This is a genomic window from Anabaena sp. PCC 7938, from assembly GCF_049315035.1.
Lineage (GTDB): Bacteria > Cyanobacteriota > Cyanobacteriia > Cyanobacteriales > Nostocaceae > Anabaena > Anabaena cylindrica.
Genome location: NZ_CP186038.1, coordinates 66661 through 83479, shown reverse-complemented (window position 1 = coordinate 83479; position 16819 = coordinate 66661). Strand labels below are relative to the sequence as shown.

Genomic DNA, 16819 nt, shown 5'->3' with positions numbered 1-16819 from the left:
CCACCAGCGTCCTGGAGGACGGGGCTTCTCTACGAGACGCTCCACGCAACAGTAGAAGGGCTTGGCTTGCTCCCTTCCCCTCTGCCTCTTCTGGTGAGCGCAGTGATTGCATATGAAAGTCTGAGTGTGTACTGATTATCTCGTTAGCTAAAAGCCCTATTATTTTGTGGAAAAAATAACCTTAACCCGAACTAACATTAGCTTTTCAGTTAATGTCTTGGAAATAGCTGCAAAGCTAGTAAAGAAAGGACTTTTGAGCTAATTCCAATTTTTTGCGTCTCCCCTCTTGACACTCCAGTGAACTGGAGGATTCAAGATGAAATCAGTCTCGAATACGACTTGATAATTGGAGGTTTGAAATGGAGAATGCCACCTTAAAATTACGCGGGATGAGTTGCGCTTCCTGTGCTAGAAGTGTGGAAGATGCGATCGCTTCTGTTCCCGGTGTCAATGAATGTAGTGTTAATTTTGGTGCAGAACAGGCAACAGTTGATTATGACCCCAGAAAAACAGATTTACAAACTATCCAAGATGCGGTAGATGCTGCTGGTTATTCTGCCTATCCTATCCAAGAACAAAATCTGATGGCAGGAGAAGATGATGAAGAAAAAAGATATCGTCAACAAGAATTACAGGATTTACAGCAAAAGGTAACGGTAGGAGGCATCATTGGCGCTGTATTGGTAATTGGTTCATTACCAATGATGACCGGGTTAGACATACCTTTTATTCCGACATGGTTGCATAACCCTTGGTTGCAATTAGTCCTTACCACTCCTGTACAGTTTTGGTGTGGTTACTCCTTTTACGTCAATACCTGGAAAGCTTTTAAGCGTCATGCTGCCACAATGGATACTTTAATAGCTTTGGGTACAAGTGCAGCATATTTCTATTCCTTATTTGCTACCTTATTTCCTGGCTTTTTTATTGCTCAGGGATTAATGCCAGATGTTTATTATGAAACTGCGGCAGTTGTCATTACCTTGATTTTGTTAGGAAGATTATTTGAAAATCGCGCTAAAGGACAAACATCAGAAGCTATTAGAAAATTAATAGGTTTGCAAGCAAAAACGGCGCGGTTAATTCGTAACGGACGAGAAATAGATGTACCAATTGAACAAGTAGAAATTGGTGATGTGGTTTTGGTGCGTCCTGGGGAAAAAATTCCTGTTGATGGGGAAGTAGTTAATGGGACATCTACAGTTGATGAAGCGATGGTGACTGGGGAAAGTATACCCGTGAAAAAGCAACCAGGAGATGAAGTCATCGGTGCAACCATTAACAAAACCGGAAGTTTTAAGTTTCGGGCGACAAGAGTAGGAAAAGATACTGTATTAGCGCAGATTGTGCAGTTAGTACAACAGGCTCAAGGTTCAAAAGCTCCCATTCAAAGATTAGCAGATCAGGTGACAGGGTGGTTTGTGCCGGCAGTAATTGCGATCGCAATTCTCACTTTCATTCTCTGGTACAACTTCATGGGTAATGTCACTCTGGCGTTAATTACTACAGTCGGCGTTTTAATTATCGCTTGTCCTTGTGCCTTGGGTTTAGCTACACCAACCTCAGTGATGGTGGGAACAGGTAAAGGTGCAGAAAACGGCATTTTAATTAAAGGTGCAGAAAGTTTAGAAATAGCACACCAACTGCAAACAATTGTCTTAGATAAAACCGGGACAATTACCCAAGGTAAACCGACAGTTACAGATTTTCTGACAGTAAAAGGTACGGCTAATGGTAATGAAATTAAACTTATTCAATTAGCTGCTTCTGTAGAACGTAATTCAGAACATCCTTTAGCAGAAGCTGTTGTTAGATATGCCGAATCTCAGCAAGTACCATTAGCCGATGTAAAAGACTTTGAAGCTATAGCTGGTAGTGGTGTCCAAGGTATTGTTGCTAACCGTTTCGTGCAAATTGGTACACAAAGATGGATGGAAGAATTGGGAATTTATACCCAAGAACTCAAAAGCAAAAAAGAACGTTTAGAATATTTAGGAAAAACCGCAGTTTGGTTAGCAGTTGATGGTGAAATTAAAGGATTAATTGGTATTGCGGATGCTATTAAACCCACTTCCACCCAAGCGGTAAAAGCATTACAAAAACTCGGTTTAGAAGTTGTGATGCTGACTGGAGATAACCGCCGCACCGCAGAGAGTATTGCCCGTGAAGTGGGTATTACTAGGGTTTTAGCTGAAGTTAGACCTGATCAAAAAGCTGCAACTGTACAAAAAATACAAGCTGAAGGTAAAGTTGTGGCGATGGTAGGTGATGGAATTAATGATGCACCAGCTTTAGCCCAAGCAGATGTGGGAATTGCCATTGGAACGGGTACAGATGTGGCGATCGCTGCTAGTGATATTACTTTAATTTCTGGAGATTTACAAGGCATAGTTACAGCTATTCAACTCAGTCGCGCTACCATTCGCAACATTCGCCAAAATCTGTTCTTTGCTTTTATCTATAACATTGCTGGTATTCCTATTGCTGCGGGTATTTTGTTTCCTATTTTCGGTTGGTTGTTAAATCCAATTATTGCTGGTGCAGCTATGGCTTTTAGTTCGGTTTCTGTTGTTAGTAATGCTCTGCGTTTACGGAATTTTCAACCTAAAGTATAAAACTTTTTTTAACGTATCCCTTCGGGAGCAGTAGGCATACCACAGAGGCACAGAGGCACAGAGTACACAGAGAAAGAAGGTAAATTGTATGTCTCATCAAGTGATGTTTTTGGGTAGTTTAATAGGTTTTGGTTTTCTATTGGGTGTGATTTCTGGTGTTTTGGTTTAGTTAAATAAAACGCAGATTAACGCAGATGGTAATAGATGATTAGCTGAATTATTGGGAGGTTTTTTCATGATCAACAAAACAGCACTTATTGGCAGTATCGCCGGAATTGTCTTAGGAATTTCTGCTGGTGAAACATTAGCACAAACAACCCACGAAAATCACTCATCAGCAACAGTGCAAACCAATCAATTTCAACGAATTGAACAACCATTAGGAAACAAAGTAGCCGTTACTTTTGGTGGTTTAGGAATTATAGGTTTACAACTTTGGTGGTTTTTGTTAAGTAAACCCAAGTCTCAGAAAGCAGTTGCCACAGGTGGGAATATTCAAGAAGTAAATATCACTGTTGATGGGGGATATGATCCGAGTCGAATTTTAGTACAAGCGGGTAAACCTGTGAGGTTGAAATTTGAACGCAAAGACCCCAGTAGTTGTTTAGAACAGGTAATTATTCCCGACTTTCACATTGCCGCAGATTTACCAATTAATCAAATAACAACGGTGGAATTTACACCTGAACAAGCTGGAACTTATCTCTTTACTTGTGGCATGAATATGTTTCGCGGTGAAATTCACGCAGAAACTTCAGACATTCAATCAACAGTTACAAAGGAAGATAAAACCATGATAGAACCTCAACCCCAAGCCTTGAGTTTAATTGATGAACAGGAAATAATCTTAGAGCAAAAAAGTCAGCAAGCCGTTGTTATGGTAGATCAGGGATACACTCCTAATCGTATTGTGGTTCAAGCAGGGAGAAAAGTAAAACTTGACTTTCTGCGTGGGAATCCTAGTAATTGTTTGGCAAAAGTGTTAATTCCTGATTTTGGTATTGCTGCTGATTTACCACTGAATAAATTGACATCAATTGAGTTCACACCAGAAAAACCTGGTGAATATGCTTTCACTTGTGGGATGAATATGTTTCGTGGAGCAATTTCTGTTCAAGCAGCAAATGGTAGTGAAGAAATAACTTCTACTAAAATTAATTTCTCATGAGCATGATGGACTTTTTTTATATCACCCAACTAGGTGAGCTTACAGGTTGAAGGCAAATCTCTGGTAACTCCTTTAGTATTGAAGCTGATATCAAATGAGGAACATCAAATGATTGATATTGGACTGACGCATATTGCCCTACCTGTGTCAAATCTTGAACAAAGTATTGAGTTCTACGCTACCTATGCTCAAATGCAAGTGGTTCATCGTCGCATTGATGCAGAAACAGGAGTTGCGGTTGCTTGGCTTACAGACCATACTCGTCCATTTGCCATTGTTCTCATTGAAACTAAGTCAGTACATCCCGTTCTCTCTCCCATAGCACATCTGGGAGTTGGTTGTAAAAGTCGTGAAGCGATGGATGCTTTGTGTGATCAAGCTCGTCAAGCAGGGGTATTGGTAGACGAACCTAAAGATTTTGGGTATCCGGTCGGATATTGGGCGTTCTTGCGAGATCCTGATGGTCATACTTTGGAATTATCCTATGGTCAAGAAATTGGGTTGACAGTGGAGCAGGAAAATATTTAGAGTTCTGGTAACATTCTCTAGTCTGCTCCTCCTTATTTGAGATGTGCGATCGCCTAGATGCTGATTATTTTAACGATTCTCCATCAGTTTCTAGGTTCTGTTTCATTGCCGCACCTATGGACTGAACATTGGTTTCTGTACTTTGTAGTAAACTATGGGCAACATTTGATTGATCATAATGACTGCGGTTTTGACTTAGTTTATATTTTCCTTCCAACCTTGTGACAGTCATCTCAAAAGCAATAATTCCATTCATCATTCCCTCGCGGAAGTGATCGGATAAATCATCCCATTGAGATTTATAGTCAGAGTCATAGGTTTCAATCATTTCATCAATCATTTGATCCATTAATTCTGGTGCATCTTCAAGAGTGATAACTTGAGACAACCCATAAGCGTGTACTGCTATATAGTTCCAAGTCGGTACACTCTCTTTCTTCTCATATAAAGATGGTGAAATATAAGCATGGGGTCCAGTAAAAATCGCTAGTGTTTCACCTAAACCTAAAACTTTTCCATTGAGAATTGGCTTTCGCAAGATGACCTGACAGTTTAACAACACCGTTCTCTACTGTCACTACAACGGGAATATGTGAAGCCACAGGAATATCATTGACAATAGATACCACAGTAGCGAAACTATTAGCACGCATAAAAGCGACCAGTTTCTCCATGTCATCTTCTCGGAAAGCGGGTGGAACATACATCATGCTGTAACCTCACTGAGATTTATTTGTACATCATCATTAGAAACACTCAGAACTGACCTGGTTCAGCAAGGGAATAAATTTTTTTCCAACAAAATACTTTTCCTGCTTGACTCTCCACCCAACTGGAGAGTTTAGGATATGATTCAGTAATCATATTTCATTGAGGTTTGGTAAGTATGTTAGCTCAAGCAGAAGCAAAACAGATCGGTGTAGTTGCTAAAGAAAGCGGTGTACCTATTAAAACTATTCGCTATTATGAGGAGTTGGGTTTACTCAAACCCTCTGGGAGAACGGAAGGGGGATATAGATTATTTAATACTGATGTTTTGGAGCGACTACATTTTATTAAACGCGCTCAAAGTTTGGGATTAAGTTTATTAGAAATCAAGGATTTTTTGAATGTTCATGATAGCGGTGAATTGCCTTGTGTGCATATTAAAATTAAACTAGAAGATAAGGTAAAAGCTATTGATGAACAAATTCAGCAATTAATGATTTTGAGGCAAGAATTATCTGGTTTACTCTCTGGTTGGGAAATCAAGCCTGATAATGATCATTCAACAATTTGCCCAATCATTGAACATGAATAAATATTACAAGAAGAATATGAGTGAGACTATAGTTCGCAAACAGTACGATCAGTTAGCTGTCATTTATGATCTACGTTGGAAAAGTTATATAGCTAACACACTATCTTTCCTGAAAACCTGGGCAGAAATATCACCAACAGAGACTATACTTGATGTTGCCTGTGGCACTGGTGAGTTTGAACGGTTACTGCTAGATGAATGTTCATTGCAACAGATTGTTGGCGTAGACATTTCAGATAAGATGCTGGCGATCGCCAAACAGAAATGTAGGGCTTATCCTCAAGTATCATTTCAGATTGCAAGTGCATCAAATTTGCCATTCGATAATGATAGTTTTGATGTGATTGTGTCTGCCAATTCTTTTCACTACTTTGATGACCCACTTGCTGCATTAAAGGAGATGAGACGTGTTCTTAAGCCTGATGGTAAAGTCATTATCCTGGATTGGTGTAGAGATTATTTAGTTTGTAAAATATGTGACATAATCCTTAAGGTTTTTGATCCTGCTCATAAGCAGTGTTATACCCAAAATGAATTTCACTGCTTGCTTGAAGATGCAGATTTTGCGATTTATCGTGCGACCAAAATTCGCTTGGGTGTTTTTTGGGGATTGATGGTAGCTACCGCAAGTTTAAAGGCTTAAACCAATTTTATGTTTTATTGTTGCTTTCTCACTTATCAAATTTATTAAAATTGAGAGTGATAGAATATTGTCACTAAATACAAGAATATAAAGTCATTTTTTATATAAAACTATGGATATAGACAGATACATCATTTGTGGTTATCTGTCTTCATCTATCTTGAAAAGTTCTGATTGGAAGAAACATCCATCCAGAACTTTTTATTGTATTTATTGATAGTTTATTTTTTCGTTTTTTTGATTTTTACTCTTGACTCTCCAGCCCGATGGAGAGTTTAAGCTAATTTTAGGTTGCGGAAAGGAAGTAAAAAACCGCCTTCAACTAATCAAAATTTAGCTAAAAAATCAGGAGTTTTCAAATATGACAATACAACTTACTATTCCTAAACTAGCTTGTTCATCTTGCGCGGATGCTGTGACAACAGCAATTAAAAAAGTTGATGCTGCTGCTACCGTGAAAGCTGACACAAAAACCAAAACTGTTAGTGTAGAAACTCAAGCATCAGAGACAGTTGTTAAAGAAGCGATCGCCTCTGCTGGTTATCCATCTATCTAGAGTTTTCAAGAGTATATCAACAGTTGGTTCTACTGACTGTTGATAAATATTTACCAATGAAAAATTACTTTGACTCAACTTAATTTACAGGAAATCTCGCAAATATGAACCCCACAGAAAGCCAAACTCCAAACCTAGATTTTGAAGATAATTTTCAGGAAGAATTACAGTTAAAACTATCCCAAAAACCTTGGCTGTGGTTATTAACAACTTTACTATTAGTAGGGGGAGGAATCACAGGTTGGCGGGTGCTTACTCCCAGTCCCAAACCCCCAGTAGCTACTGCTGCTGCACCTCCTGGAGTCCCAGTCAAATTATCCACCTTACCAGTAACAAAAATTGAACAAAGTTCAAACTTTATCGCCAACTTAAAATCACGACGTTCAGTAAATTTACGTCCCAGAATTCAAGGACAAGTGAGCCAAATTTTTGTCAAAGCAGGAGATGAAATAACAGCAGGAACACCAATTTTACAAATAGATGCTGAAGAAAAAAGAGCAGAAATTAGTGGTATGGATGCAGCAGTATTAGCAGCGCGATCGCAATTAGAAAATGCACAAGCTACCCTAAAAGTAATAGAAGCTGAAAGATTATCAAAACAAGCTGATGTCAAACTAAATGAATTAGACTATCAAAGATATTCTTACCTTGCTAACGAAGGTGCAATATCTCGTCAAACTCAGGATCAATATGCAAACAAACTAGCCACAGCGAAAGCCAGTTTGAACGCCATTGATGCTCAAATTCAAGCCCAAAAAGCTGCCATTTCTCAAGCCCAAAAAACCGTACAACAAGCTCAAGCAGCTACCAAACAACAACAAGTTCAATTAAAATATTATCAAATCACTGCTCCCTTTGCTGGTAAAGTCGGAGATATCCCCATTAAAATTGGTGACTTTGTAGATACTGCTACACAATTAGCAACAATTACTGAAAATCAAACATTAGAAGTTAATATTTCCGTACCAGTGCAACAAGCGACCAGGTTACGTCCAGGAATGACATTACAACTAATAGATGAACGGGGTAAAAATATCGGTAGTAGTCGGATATTTTTCATCGCCGCTAACACAGTTAACGATACTCAATCAGTCTTAGTTAAATCACTGTTTGATAATTCTCGCAGACAATTACGATCAGATCAACTTATTAAAGCCAAAGTAATTTGGGAACAACGCCCAGGGGTATTAATTCCCACTACCACCGTCATCCGTTTAGGTGCAGAAACCTTTGTTTATGTCGCCGAAAAATCACCCAACCAAAAACAATTAATAGCTAAACTCAAACCAGTCAAACTAGGAAACATTCAAAATAATCAATATCAAATTCTCAAAGGTTTATCACCAGGAGAAAAAATAGTTATTTCTGGCTTACTCAATTTAAAAGATGGAACTCCCATTATCCCTGAATAGGTGACAGGTGACAGGTGATAGTTTTTAGGTGACAGATTGAAAAAACTCTCTAAAACTCTCTTTTCTTCGTGTCCTTCGTCCCTTCGTGGTTCAATCATATCAAGCACTTGAAGCATTTTATTTCCCTCGATAAAAATAAATTTACACATTTGGGATGCTCCCGAAAAAACTCTCTAAAACTCTCTTTTCTATTCCTATGGCTTCTGCGTCGCCACGCAAGCTATCGGCACGCTACGCGAACGCGTCCTTTGCGTCCTTTGCGGTTCATTCATTCTTTGCGTCTTTGCGTGAGAAAAAAATCTAATTAATTTACCCAAAAACAAATAAATTCATGTTTGCAAACTTCTTCATCAAACGCCCAGTATTTGCTATAGTCTGCGCTTTAGTAATGCTCATGGTAGGAATCATCAGCATTCCCATCCTACCAGTAGAACAATACCCCGATATAAGTCCTGTACAAATTAACGTCACCGCCAATTATATTGGTGCTAACGCCCAAGTTGTGGAAGAAACCGTCACCACAGTTTTAGAACGCCAAATTAATGGTATCGAAGGCTTAAAATATATCACCTCCACCAGCAGCAGTGACGGTACAAGCAACATCACCATTACCTTTGATCAAGGATATGATATTGATACTGCGGCCGCAGATGTGCAGAATCGAGTTTTGTTAGCAGAACCAAAATTACCGGAAGTTGTCCGCCAAACAGGGGTTTCTGTGACAAAACAATCTAGTGGTATTGTCTTAGCAATGGCTATGTATAGTGAAGGTGATAAATACGATGACACTTTTATTAGTAACTACGCCGACCTTTATGTGCTAGATCGCCTCAGACGGATCAAAGGAGTTGGTAACATTGCCACCTTTGGCGATCGCCGTTATGCAATGCGGTTATGGCTGGACCCTACCCAACTTGCTAACCGCAAACTTACCACAGAAGATGTAATTAACGCCCTTCATCAACAAAACCTACAGTTAGGGATCGGCAGTATTGGACAACCACCCGCACCTAACGGACAAATGTATCAAATTGAATTGCAAACCCAAGGACGATTAAAAGAAGCTGATGAATTTGCAAACATCGTCATCAAAGCAGGTACAGATGGAACAATAGTCAAGTTAAAAGATGTCGGTCGTGCGGAACTGGGAGCAGAAAATTACAGTTCCTTTGCTCGTTATAGTGGTAATGTTGCCGTTGGTTATCAAATTCTACAAATTCCTGGCAGCAATGCTTTAAAAATTGCCAATGCTGTAAAAGCAGAAATGGAACAAATTGCAAAGGACTTTCCACCAGGATTGAAATATGAATTTCCCTACGATTCCTCATTATTTGTAGAAGCATCTCGCCAAGAAGTTGTCAAAAATTTATTGGAATCTATTGCGCTAGTTGTCTTAGTAATTTTTGTGTTCTTACAAGACTGGCGCACTACCCTAATTCCCGCAATTACAATTCCGATTTCTTTAATTGGGACATTTGCCTTAAAACTAACCACCGGACCACAAACAATTAATCATTACAACTTATATCGATCAATAGAAATTAATGGTGCTGCTGCACCTGGTTTTAGTTCTGGACAAGCAATAGAAACAATGAAAAATTTAGCTGCTTCTGTTTTACCTAAAAACATGAGTTATGAATGGTCAGGTATTACTTTAGAAGAATTAGAATCTGGCGGACAAGCACCAATTATTTTTGGTTTAGGAATTTTCTTTGTGTTCTTGGTCTTAGCTGCTCAATATAATAACTTCATTGATCCTCTGATTATTTTATTATCAGTTCCCCTGGCAGTTTTAGGAGCATTATTAGCCCAATCATGGCGCGGTTTATATAATGATGTTTACTGCCAAGTTGGGTTAGTAATGTTAATTGGTTTAGCCAGTAAAAATGCAATTTTAATTGTTGAATTTGCCAACCAATTACGCGAGGAGGGTTTTTCAATTACCAAAGCAGCAGTGAAAGCTTCAAGTGAAAGACTAAGACCAATTATCATGACTGCTATTTCTACACTACTGGGAACTTGGCCACTTGTTGTCGCTACTGGTGCAGGTTCAGCAAGTCGTCAATCTTTGGGTACTGCTGTTTTTGGAGGAATGTTTTTTGCTACTTTCTTGAGTTTATTTGTAGTACCTATTTTGTATATCATGGTTACTCAAATTAGCTCACTTTTTACAGGTTTACCAAAGATTAAAACTCCACAAAGAGAATTAATCAAATAGATTTAAAAAACGTGAGTTCGATAAACCTCTCCCCAACCCCTCTGTCTTGAAAAGTTCAGATGTCTACGACAAGCCGCTAAAACGTCTACGCCGGAAGCCGGCGCTCCGACTTTTCCCTCCGACGCGGAAAGGGGCATTTTAATTTGTTATTAGCAACATTATTTTAAGCCTCTCTCCTTGTAGGGGAGAGGTTTGGAGAGGGGTTAAATAATATCTGTCGAATTCACATTAAAAAATTAAATTTGGGTAGGGATTTGGCTGCTAAACAGATAAGTTATTTGTAGCCTCAATTAAAACCCATACCCTTTGAATTTACCCCTATAAATTATTTCAGACTTTGTTATAAAACAAAAAATAAAAATTATTATTTTACCCCTTGACTCTCCAGCCAACTGGAGAATTTAAACTCAATTTATCAATAATTTAAGTAATGAAAAAGGAAAAACAATGAATAAATTTCTCAATGCGATCGCCATCACTGCTACTTTAATATTAGCTCAAGGTTGCTCACTGTTACCTAAAGCTGAAGAAAAAGCCATATCAGCCAGTACACATCAACATCAAGAACCTGCAAAAACTGAAAGTCATCATGAAGGACATTCCACAGGGAGCGCGGTTCATGGTGATAAAAAAGTATTAACTCAGGCAAAACTGAAAGCTCCCAGTAATATTATCCCGGATATAAATATTCCCATATTTATTGAGGTGCAAGATTTAAAAGGAAAACCAGTTTCTAAGTTTGACACTTTCCAAGAAAAGCTGATGCACTTAATAGTTGTCAGTGATGACCTTCAGTTTTTTAGTCATCTTCATCCTACCTATAAAGATAATGGCAAGTTTGAAGTTTTAACAAGTTTTCCCCAAGCAGGTGGTTACACATTTTTTAGTGATTATAAACCTGCTGGTCAAGCAGAACAAATTTCTGTATTGAAAGCAGAATTTCCTAGAAATACTCTTCCTTCTCCCCAAATTGACCTAAATCGCAGTAAAACTTTTGGTGATATTAAGGTCAATCTTAATATTTCTGAAGCCACTGTAAGCGCAGGTGAAGAAGTTACCTTAATGTTTAAATTACAAGATGCTGCTAATAATCAACCTCTGACAGATTTACAGCCATATTTGGGAGAAAAGGGACATTTAGTGATTTTGAGAAAATCTAATTCCTTAACAGCAGCAGATTACATTCATGCTCACGCACTCAATAATACTCCCACTGGAGAAGTACATTTTATGACTAACTTTCCCCAACCAGGAAAGTATAAACTTTGGGGTCAGTTCCAGCGCAATGGCAAAATCATTACTGCTGATTTTTGGGTCAACGTTATTTAATTTAGCTGATTTTTCTGAGTAAAAAGAGAAGTAAACAACTCTCTTGATGCTGATTTTCCATAATTGCACAAAGGAGGTTTTTTATGAAAATTAGACAAAAATTAAATCAGAAATTAACATCAATTTCTGATTCTCAAATACCATTTATCAAATTCTGGAGACGGTTTGTTGATTTTCTTTATAGAGAACCAGAACCAGAAGTTTGGGAAAGGCGCGATCGCCACGGTAATATCTGGTGGTCTGCCTATGATCCAGCAACAGGTCAATCCGCCTATTTGGCATCTGAACAAGAGGTTATGATTTGGATTGAGCAAATTTATTATCAAAAAACTCTAGGTTCTCACAAACAGAGATGGTAATGCAAAGGCTAATACCAATTCTGTATGAAGATATGCTCTTTCAAAATAAAAATTGTAGAGACGTTGCATGCAACGTCTCTACAATTTTTATCGGAGATGTCTATTACATTTAGTTAGGTTGAACATATTAGGTTCTTCAGTACATAGTATGATTAACTAATAGTTAAATTTCCAAGTAAGTAAGCATCTTAATCGGAAATTATTAAAATTTCTAAATCCATAGGCAGAACGTTTAATCAACTTGAGTTTGTTATTGATACCCTCAACAACACCGCTAGTTGTACGATTATCAAAGTAGGCAATAATCTCATCTAACCAACGGACAATAGCGTTATGGCTGTTGGGATAATGCTCTCTAGCTCTTACCAACCATATACTAAGTTTATATAGACCCTTTAACCAATCCTTAGTTTTGTTAAAAATCCGCCTGATTTTCTCCTTTAATTCGTACATTATTTTCAGAGATGGGGAGACTTGCTTTACTTGATTCAGCTTGATTTTTTGCTCATCATTTAGGTCTTCACTATTCTTTAATAAGACATATTTACTTTTATTCAATCCCTCAAATGTTTTCTCTTTCTCTACTTTCTCGTGTTTGGTTTTTGATTTTCAATACCTTAGCCAAAATAAGAGCCTTGATAATTTTTGGCAAAAACGGCAAAAATAAGCATACATAGCTGAAATCGCCCAAGCCCAAAGCCAAGTCGCATTTGCTCAAGAAAAGTACGAGAAAGACAAACAGTTAGCTGACACTGGTGCTTTACCCCGACGCAACGCCCTAGAATCTCAAACCCAGCTAGCAGAAGCTCAAGCCAAACTAACCGCAGCCAACAGCCGCCGGGATGTGATTGCTAACGCACTCATCGAAATAAATCCGATAGCTGACGTAAGGCTAAATATTGGGGGAATCTAAATCTTGATAGACCATTCGACCGATGGATCTTTGGTAATAAACAAATCGGAGCCTATATGTTGAAATTATTAAGTCATTCTCTCATATTACCTTAAACGATATTTCGGTGTATTGCTAATGTAATTAAGTAGCTGGTTGCAATTAAATATAATCGGAACACTTAGCCAAAATTTACTGCAAAGATGTTTTTTGGAACGGATCTTATTTTGTTGCTAGTTGTGGCGGGGTCACTATCTCAACATTACGGAAATATATTGAAAGTCAAAATTCACCGGAAGAATAAGAAAGTGTACCCTTCGGGAAGCAAGCTACGTTTCCGACCTGTCTCCCCTCCTTCTCTGCCAGACGCTACGCGAACGTGCTACGCACATTGGGCAGGGAACTGTCGTCAAATCACAAGCCTACGGCACGCTACGCAATTCATACCACGCTCCTAAGAGTGAGACGTGGGGCTTCTTGCTGTTAAGCTAACAAGTCCAACCTTTTCTGTAAGCGTGTATATCGTTGCACATCATCAGTAGAGCGTACAGCCAAAGAAATTGCCTTTTTCGACCCAATCACAATTGCTAACTTTTTCGCACGAGTCAGACCTGTGTAAAGCAAATTACGACTAAGCATCATGTAATGTTGCATATACAAAGGCAGAATCACCACCGGATATTCAGATCCTTGGGATTTATGGATAGAAACGCTCCAAGCGAGTGTAATTTCATTCAGGTCAGCATAATCATAAACTACAGAGCGAACTGACAAGTCATCGCTTGCGCGATCGCCATACTGCACATTTACTTCTTGTTCAACTGTGTCAATTGCAGTAATGATTCCCAAGTCACCATTAAATACTTCCCGTTGATAATCATTAGTCTGCTGAATCACCCTGTCACCTACCCGCAACGTCATCCCACCCCTAGTAATCTCTACCTTGTTGGGACTTTTAGGGTTAATTAATTCCTGCAAGAAATTATTGAGATTGCGAGTACCCACTAACCCCCGTGTCATCGGACAAAGCACTTGTACATCCGTAGCTGGGTTAAACCCTAACCGGGGAATCAAATCTGTAATCAATTCACAAATCGTTTGCACCCCATGTTCTGGTTCAAATCCCCCTCCATGCCACAAACAATCGGAAACAGGGTTATTGTTGATGTGTTCAATTGTCGGATACTGTCCCCGGTTTATTTCGTGGGCTGCTGTAATAATTGCACTTTGTTGGGCTTGGCGAAATACCTGAGTTAGTCGCACTACAGGCACTTTACCAGAATTTATCAAGTCAGCAAGTACATTACCCGGTCCAACTGACGGCAACTGGTCAATATCTCCCACCAACAACAGTTGTGCGCCCGCAGAAACTGCTTTGACTAAGGAGTATGCTAAAAATAAATCTAACATACTAGCTTCATCAACAATAATTGCTGTCTGCGGTAAAGGATTTTCGCTACCGCATTTAAACCCCATCGTCTTGGGGTCAAATTCTAATAAGCGGTGTATTGTTTTTGCTTCTAACCCAGTCATTTCACTTAAACGTTGGGCAGCCCGTCCAGTTGGTGCAGCTAAAGCAATGGATTTTCCCATCGCCTTCCATAAACTAACTATTGCGTGGGTAGTGAAAGTTTTACCAACTCCTGGACCTCCTGTAAGAATCATGATGGGGGAATAAGCGGCCGTTTCTACAGCAAATTGTTGCCGTGGTGAAAGTTCAATTTTTTGAGTAGCTGTAAATCTTTCTAGCCAAGCTTGGACACGAGGAATATCAGTGATAATAGGCTGACTCAAACGCTGATGTATGAGTTGGGCTAAATTCTGCTCGGTGTGAAAATAGGTAGGCTTGTAGCAAAGTAATGTATCACCATCCTTTTCTCTGATTAACTCTTCTTTCAACGCCATGTCTGAGATAGTTTGAGCGATCGCTTCCTTGGTTGGTTCATGAGATTCAGTAGTCAGCAGTTTAATTACCGACTCAATCAGTTCTGGTTGTGGTAGATAGCAATGACCATCTTCAGCAGCTTCACTCAAAGCATGAATCAGTCCAGCACGGTATCTAAATTCTGAGTCAGGTGCAACTCCTAGATTTCGGGCAATCTTATCAGCTGTCATGAAGCCGATACCATAGATGTCAGTTGCTAATTGGTAGGGGTTGTGAGTAACTGTGGCGATCGCTTTATCCCCATACTGTTTATAAATTTTGACTGCATAGGTAGTAGAAACACCATGACCTTGCAGAAATATCATTACTTCTTTGATAGCTTTTTGAGTTTCCCACGCAGTTTGGATGAGCTTAATACGTTTTTTGGCAATGCCGTTAACTTCAATTAAGCGTTCAATCTGATTTTCAATAATTTCTAGTGTTTCTGTGCCAAAGTGGGCAACAATCCGTTTTGCTGTGACGGGTCCTACACCTTTGATTAATCCACTGCCGAGATACTTTTCAATACCCGTAAGTGTAGCTGGTTTGGTTTCTTTATAATTAGTTACTTGGAATTGGGGGCCATATTGGGGATGGTCACGCCAGAAGCCGGTTAGTTGTAGTGTCTGTCCTGGCTGAATATTGGCAAAGCTGCCGACAATGGTTGTTAAGTCTTGGGAGTTGGAGCGAGTTAACCGTGCTACTGTGTAACCAGACTCCTCGGAGTAAAAAGTGAGCCGTTCCACTACCCCAGTAATGGTTTCTTGGGGAGCATAAGCATTAATTTGTTGGGGAGTCTGGTTGGGTAAAGTGGACATTGTGCGCTCAAATTATGCTAAGTGCAACCGTGACACAGTTGTCTGTTGAAGGCAATTAGAGCTAGATTATAGTACATAAATACTAAAATTGGTAGATAATTGCTTATTGTCACAAATCACCCAATATAGTGTATTCAGAGAGCAGGTGCTATGCCCAAATGAATAAAACTATCTTTCGGCTTTCGGTGTTCTTCTCAGAAGTCCTGGAAGGATAAGGAGCAAAAAAAGATTTAGAATCTTTCTGTCTAGAATCCACACCTTTCTCTCACCCTTTTTACTGGGCAGCTTTCACCTGTTCTGGGTTGGGTTAGACTGAGATTGGGTTATTCATGGTTAACCGGACAGGATATAAAACCGCTCATCCACAAGAGTTTAAAAGTGTTTAATTGCATTTTGTGATCCAATGGGTCACATTTTTTGATCCAGAAACATTTAGAAATGCTCATCTTCTGTACTATGATCACCGATCAACTGACAAGTAACCTTGACGATAGTTCTTTTTCTTCAAAGAAGCTGCTTGTTTCCTTGACCACTGCTTGACAGGAGTTAGTGGGGCAATATCTACGAACTGATAACTAAATGATACATTTCCACTCAACTTTGCTACCACATTACCAATAAAGCGACAACAGCGTTCTGGTTGACTAACAACTTGTTCTTCGGCAAACCGTATTATTACCCACCCAGCTTTAAGAAAACACAGATTTCTATAATCATCATCACCAATACAATGGGTAGGTACTCCTGTAGAAAAACAATGACTTTCGTCCACTTCAATATCAAGATGTAGCTCAGTATTTGGTTCTACAATTACAAAATCTGCTGTGTAAGGACGATCATGACCATTTGGTAGCATTTCTTGTTGGGGAAATACCCAATCACCAAAATAATGTTTCAGCACTTGCCCAAACCCTTCTTCAGCAGCACCCACGGTAACATTACCACTACCATTTGCATTGATCAAAGGAGCAAAATTTTGATGATCAGCAAAGTTGGGAATTAAAATAATAGGATAAACCGGAATTGATTTTTTCGCCATTAATTATTGAAGATAAAT

Annotated in this window: 14 protein-coding genes and 3 pseudogenes; 12 read left to right on the top strand and 5 right to left on the bottom strand. The window is 39.0% G+C overall.

Annotated features, from left to right (window positions below; genetic code table 11):
• Positions 1 to 359: 359 nt before the first annotated feature.
• The 3 genes from ACOWPH_RS29620 (at position 360) to ACOWPH_RS29610 (ending at position 4311) form a co-directional block, all read left to right on the top strand.
• Positions 360 to 2615, top strand: a complete 2256-nt coding sequence (locus ACOWPH_RS29620) for a heavy metal translocating P-type ATPase (RefSeq protein WP_015364377.1) — start codon at positions 360 to 362, stop codon at positions 2613 to 2615.
• 235 nt (positions 2616 to 2850) lie between these two features.
• Positions 2851 to 3783: a cupredoxin domain-containing protein gene (locus tag ACOWPH_RS29615; RefSeq protein ID WP_015364376.1), complete on the top strand. Its 933-nt coding sequence runs from the start codon at positions 2851 to 2853 to the stop codon at positions 3781 to 3783.
• Between the two features lie 108 nt (positions 3784 to 3891).
• Positions 3892 to 4311, top strand: a complete 420-nt coding sequence (locus ACOWPH_RS29610) for a VOC family protein (protein WP_015364375.1) — start codon at positions 3892 to 3894, stop codon at positions 4309 to 4311.
• Positions 4312 to 4375: 64 nt separating this feature from the next.
• Here ACOWPH_RS29610 and ACOWPH_RS29605 read toward each other — a convergent pair whose 3' ends face one another.
• Both ACOWPH_RS29605 and ACOWPH_RS29600 read right to left on the bottom strand, forming a co-directional pair.
• The gene (locus ACOWPH_RS29605) at positions 4376 to 4849 is read right to left on the bottom strand and encodes an FMN-binding negative transcriptional regulator (RefSeq protein ID WP_422665758.1); all 474 of its coding nucleotides are present in this window, start codon (positions 4847 to 4849) and stop codon (positions 4376 to 4378) included.
• Complete coding sequence (locus ACOWPH_RS29600) at positions 4806 to 5021, bottom strand: FMN-binding negative transcriptional regulator (RefSeq protein ID WP_422665757.1); 216 nt, start codon at positions 5019 to 5021, stop codon at positions 4806 to 4808. Before ACOWPH_RS29600 ends, ACOWPH_RS29605 begins: the two co-directional genes overlap by 44 nt.
• Positions 5022 to 5197: 176 nt before the next feature.
• On the opposite strand from ACOWPH_RS29600, the gene ACOWPH_RS29595 reads away from it, so the two are divergent.
• The 7 genes from ACOWPH_RS29595 (at position 5198) to ACOWPH_RS29565 (ending at position 12128) form a co-directional block, all read left to right on the top strand.
• Complete coding sequence (locus tag ACOWPH_RS29595; RefSeq protein WP_015364373.1) at positions 5198 to 5611, top strand: heavy metal-responsive transcriptional regulator; 414 nt, start codon at positions 5198 to 5200, stop codon at positions 5609 to 5611.
• Between the two features lie 16 nt (positions 5612 to 5627).
• On the top strand, positions 5628 to 6254 hold the full coding sequence (locus tag ACOWPH_RS29590; RefSeq protein ID WP_015364372.1) for a class I SAM-dependent methyltransferase: 627 nt from the start codon (positions 5628 to 5630) through the stop codon (positions 6252 to 6254).
• A 361-nt stretch (positions 6255 to 6615) separates the two neighbouring features.
• Positions 6616 to 6810, top strand: coding sequence for a heavy-metal-associated domain-containing protein (locus tag ACOWPH_RS29585; protein ID WP_015364371.1), 195 nt, complete (start codon positions 6616 to 6618; stop codon positions 6808 to 6810).
• 104 nt (positions 6811 to 6914) lie between these two features.
• Positions 6915 to 8222: an efflux RND transporter periplasmic adaptor subunit gene (locus ACOWPH_RS29580; RefSeq protein WP_015364370.1), complete on the top strand. Its 1308-nt coding sequence runs from the start codon at positions 6915 to 6917 to the stop codon at positions 8220 to 8222.
• 331 nt (positions 8223 to 8553) lie between these two features.
• A complete protein-coding gene (locus tag ACOWPH_RS29575) occupies positions 8554 to 10440 on the top strand; it encodes an efflux RND transporter permease subunit (RefSeq protein ID WP_015364369.1) in 1887 nt (628 codons plus the stop codon).
• 447 nt (positions 10441 to 10887) lie between these two features.
• On the top strand, positions 10888 to 11769 hold the full coding sequence (locus ACOWPH_RS29570; protein WP_015364368.1) for a hypothetical protein: 882 nt from the start codon (positions 10888 to 10890) through the stop codon (positions 11767 to 11769).
• 83 nt (positions 11770 to 11852) lie between these two features.
• Complete coding sequence (locus ACOWPH_RS29565) at positions 11853 to 12128, top strand: hypothetical protein (RefSeq protein WP_015364367.1); 276 nt, start codon at positions 11853 to 11855, stop codon at positions 12126 to 12128.
• 156 nt (positions 12129 to 12284) lie between these two features.
• Here the strand turns inward: ACOWPH_RS29565 and ACOWPH_RS29560 are convergent.
• A pseudogene (locus tag ACOWPH_RS29560) lies at positions 12285 to 12722 on the bottom strand (ISL3 family transposase); the annotation flags it as partial.
• Positions 12723 to 12804: 82 nt separating this feature from the next.
• Between ACOWPH_RS29560 and ACOWPH_RS29555 the strand changes: the two are divergent.
• Together ACOWPH_RS29555 and ACOWPH_RS29550 are read left to right on the top strand one after the other, a co-directional pair.
• Positions 12805 to 12978: pseudogene (locus ACOWPH_RS29555) on the top strand (efflux RND transporter periplasmic adaptor subunit); the annotation flags it as partial.
• 226 nt (positions 12979 to 13204) lie between these two features.
• Positions 13205 to 13324, top strand: a pseudogene (locus ACOWPH_RS29550) (transposase); the annotation flags it as partial.
• A gap of 179 nt (positions 13325 to 13503) precedes the next feature.
• Here ACOWPH_RS29550 and ACOWPH_RS29545 read toward each other — a convergent pair.
• Both ACOWPH_RS29545 and ACOWPH_RS29540 read right to left on the bottom strand, forming a co-directional pair.
• Positions 13504 to 15762 carry an ATP-dependent RecD-like DNA helicase gene (locus ACOWPH_RS29545; RefSeq protein ID WP_015364365.1) on the bottom strand — a complete coding sequence of 753 codons (2259 nt, stop codon included), beginning with the start codon at positions 15760 to 15762 and terminating at the stop codon, positions 13504 to 13506.
• 460 nt (positions 15763 to 16222) lie between these two features.
• Entirely contained in the window at positions 16223 to 16801 is a 579-nt protein-coding gene (locus ACOWPH_RS29540) for a hypothetical protein (RefSeq protein ID WP_015364364.1), read from the bottom strand.
• Positions 16802 to 16819: the final 18 nt, after the last annotated feature.

Coding starts and splice junctions, on each gene's coding strand:
- ACOWPH_RS29585 (WP_015364371.1), top strand. CDS start 6,616: ATGACAATACAACTTACTATTCCTAAACTAGCTTGTTCATCTTGCGCG.
- ACOWPH_RS29595 (WP_015364373.1), top strand. CDS start 5,198: ATGTTAGCTCAAGCAGAAGCAAAACAGATCGGTGTAGTTGCTAAAGAA.
- ACOWPH_RS29580 (WP_015364370.1), top strand. CDS start 6,915: ATGAACCCCACAGAAAGCCAAACTCCAAACCTAGATTTTGAAGATAAT.
- ACOWPH_RS29540 (WP_015364364.1), bottom strand. CDS start 16,801: ATGGCGAAAAAATCAATTCCGGTTTATCCTATTATTTTAATTCCCAAC.
- ACOWPH_RS29545 (WP_015364365.1), bottom strand. CDS start 15,762: ATGTCCACTTTACCCAACCAGACTCCCCAACAAATTAATGCTTATGCT.
- ACOWPH_RS29600 (WP_422665757.1), bottom strand. CDS start 5,021: ATGATGTATGTTCCACCCGCTTTCCGAGAAGATGACATGGAGAAACTG.
- ACOWPH_RS29565 (WP_015364367.1), top strand. CDS start 11,853: ATGAAAATTAGACAAAAATTAAATCAGAAATTAACATCAATTTCTGAT.
- ACOWPH_RS29570 (WP_015364368.1), top strand. CDS start 10,888: ATGAATAAATTTCTCAATGCGATCGCCATCACTGCTACTTTAATATTA.
- ACOWPH_RS29615 (WP_015364376.1), top strand. CDS start 2,851: ATGATCAACAAAACAGCACTTATTGGCAGTATCGCCGGAATTGTCTTA.
- ACOWPH_RS29575 (WP_015364369.1), top strand. CDS start 8,554: ATGTTTGCAAACTTCTTCATCAAACGCCCAGTATTTGCTATAGTCTGC.
- ACOWPH_RS29610 (WP_015364375.1), top strand. CDS start 3,892: ATGATTGATATTGGACTGACGCATATTGCCCTACCTGTGTCAAATCTT.
- ACOWPH_RS29590 (WP_015364372.1), top strand. CDS start 5,628: ATGAGTGAGACTATAGTTCGCAAACAGTACGATCAGTTAGCTGTCATT.
- ACOWPH_RS29620 (WP_015364377.1), top strand. CDS start 360: ATGGAGAATGCCACCTTAAAATTACGCGGGATGAGTTGCGCTTCCTGT.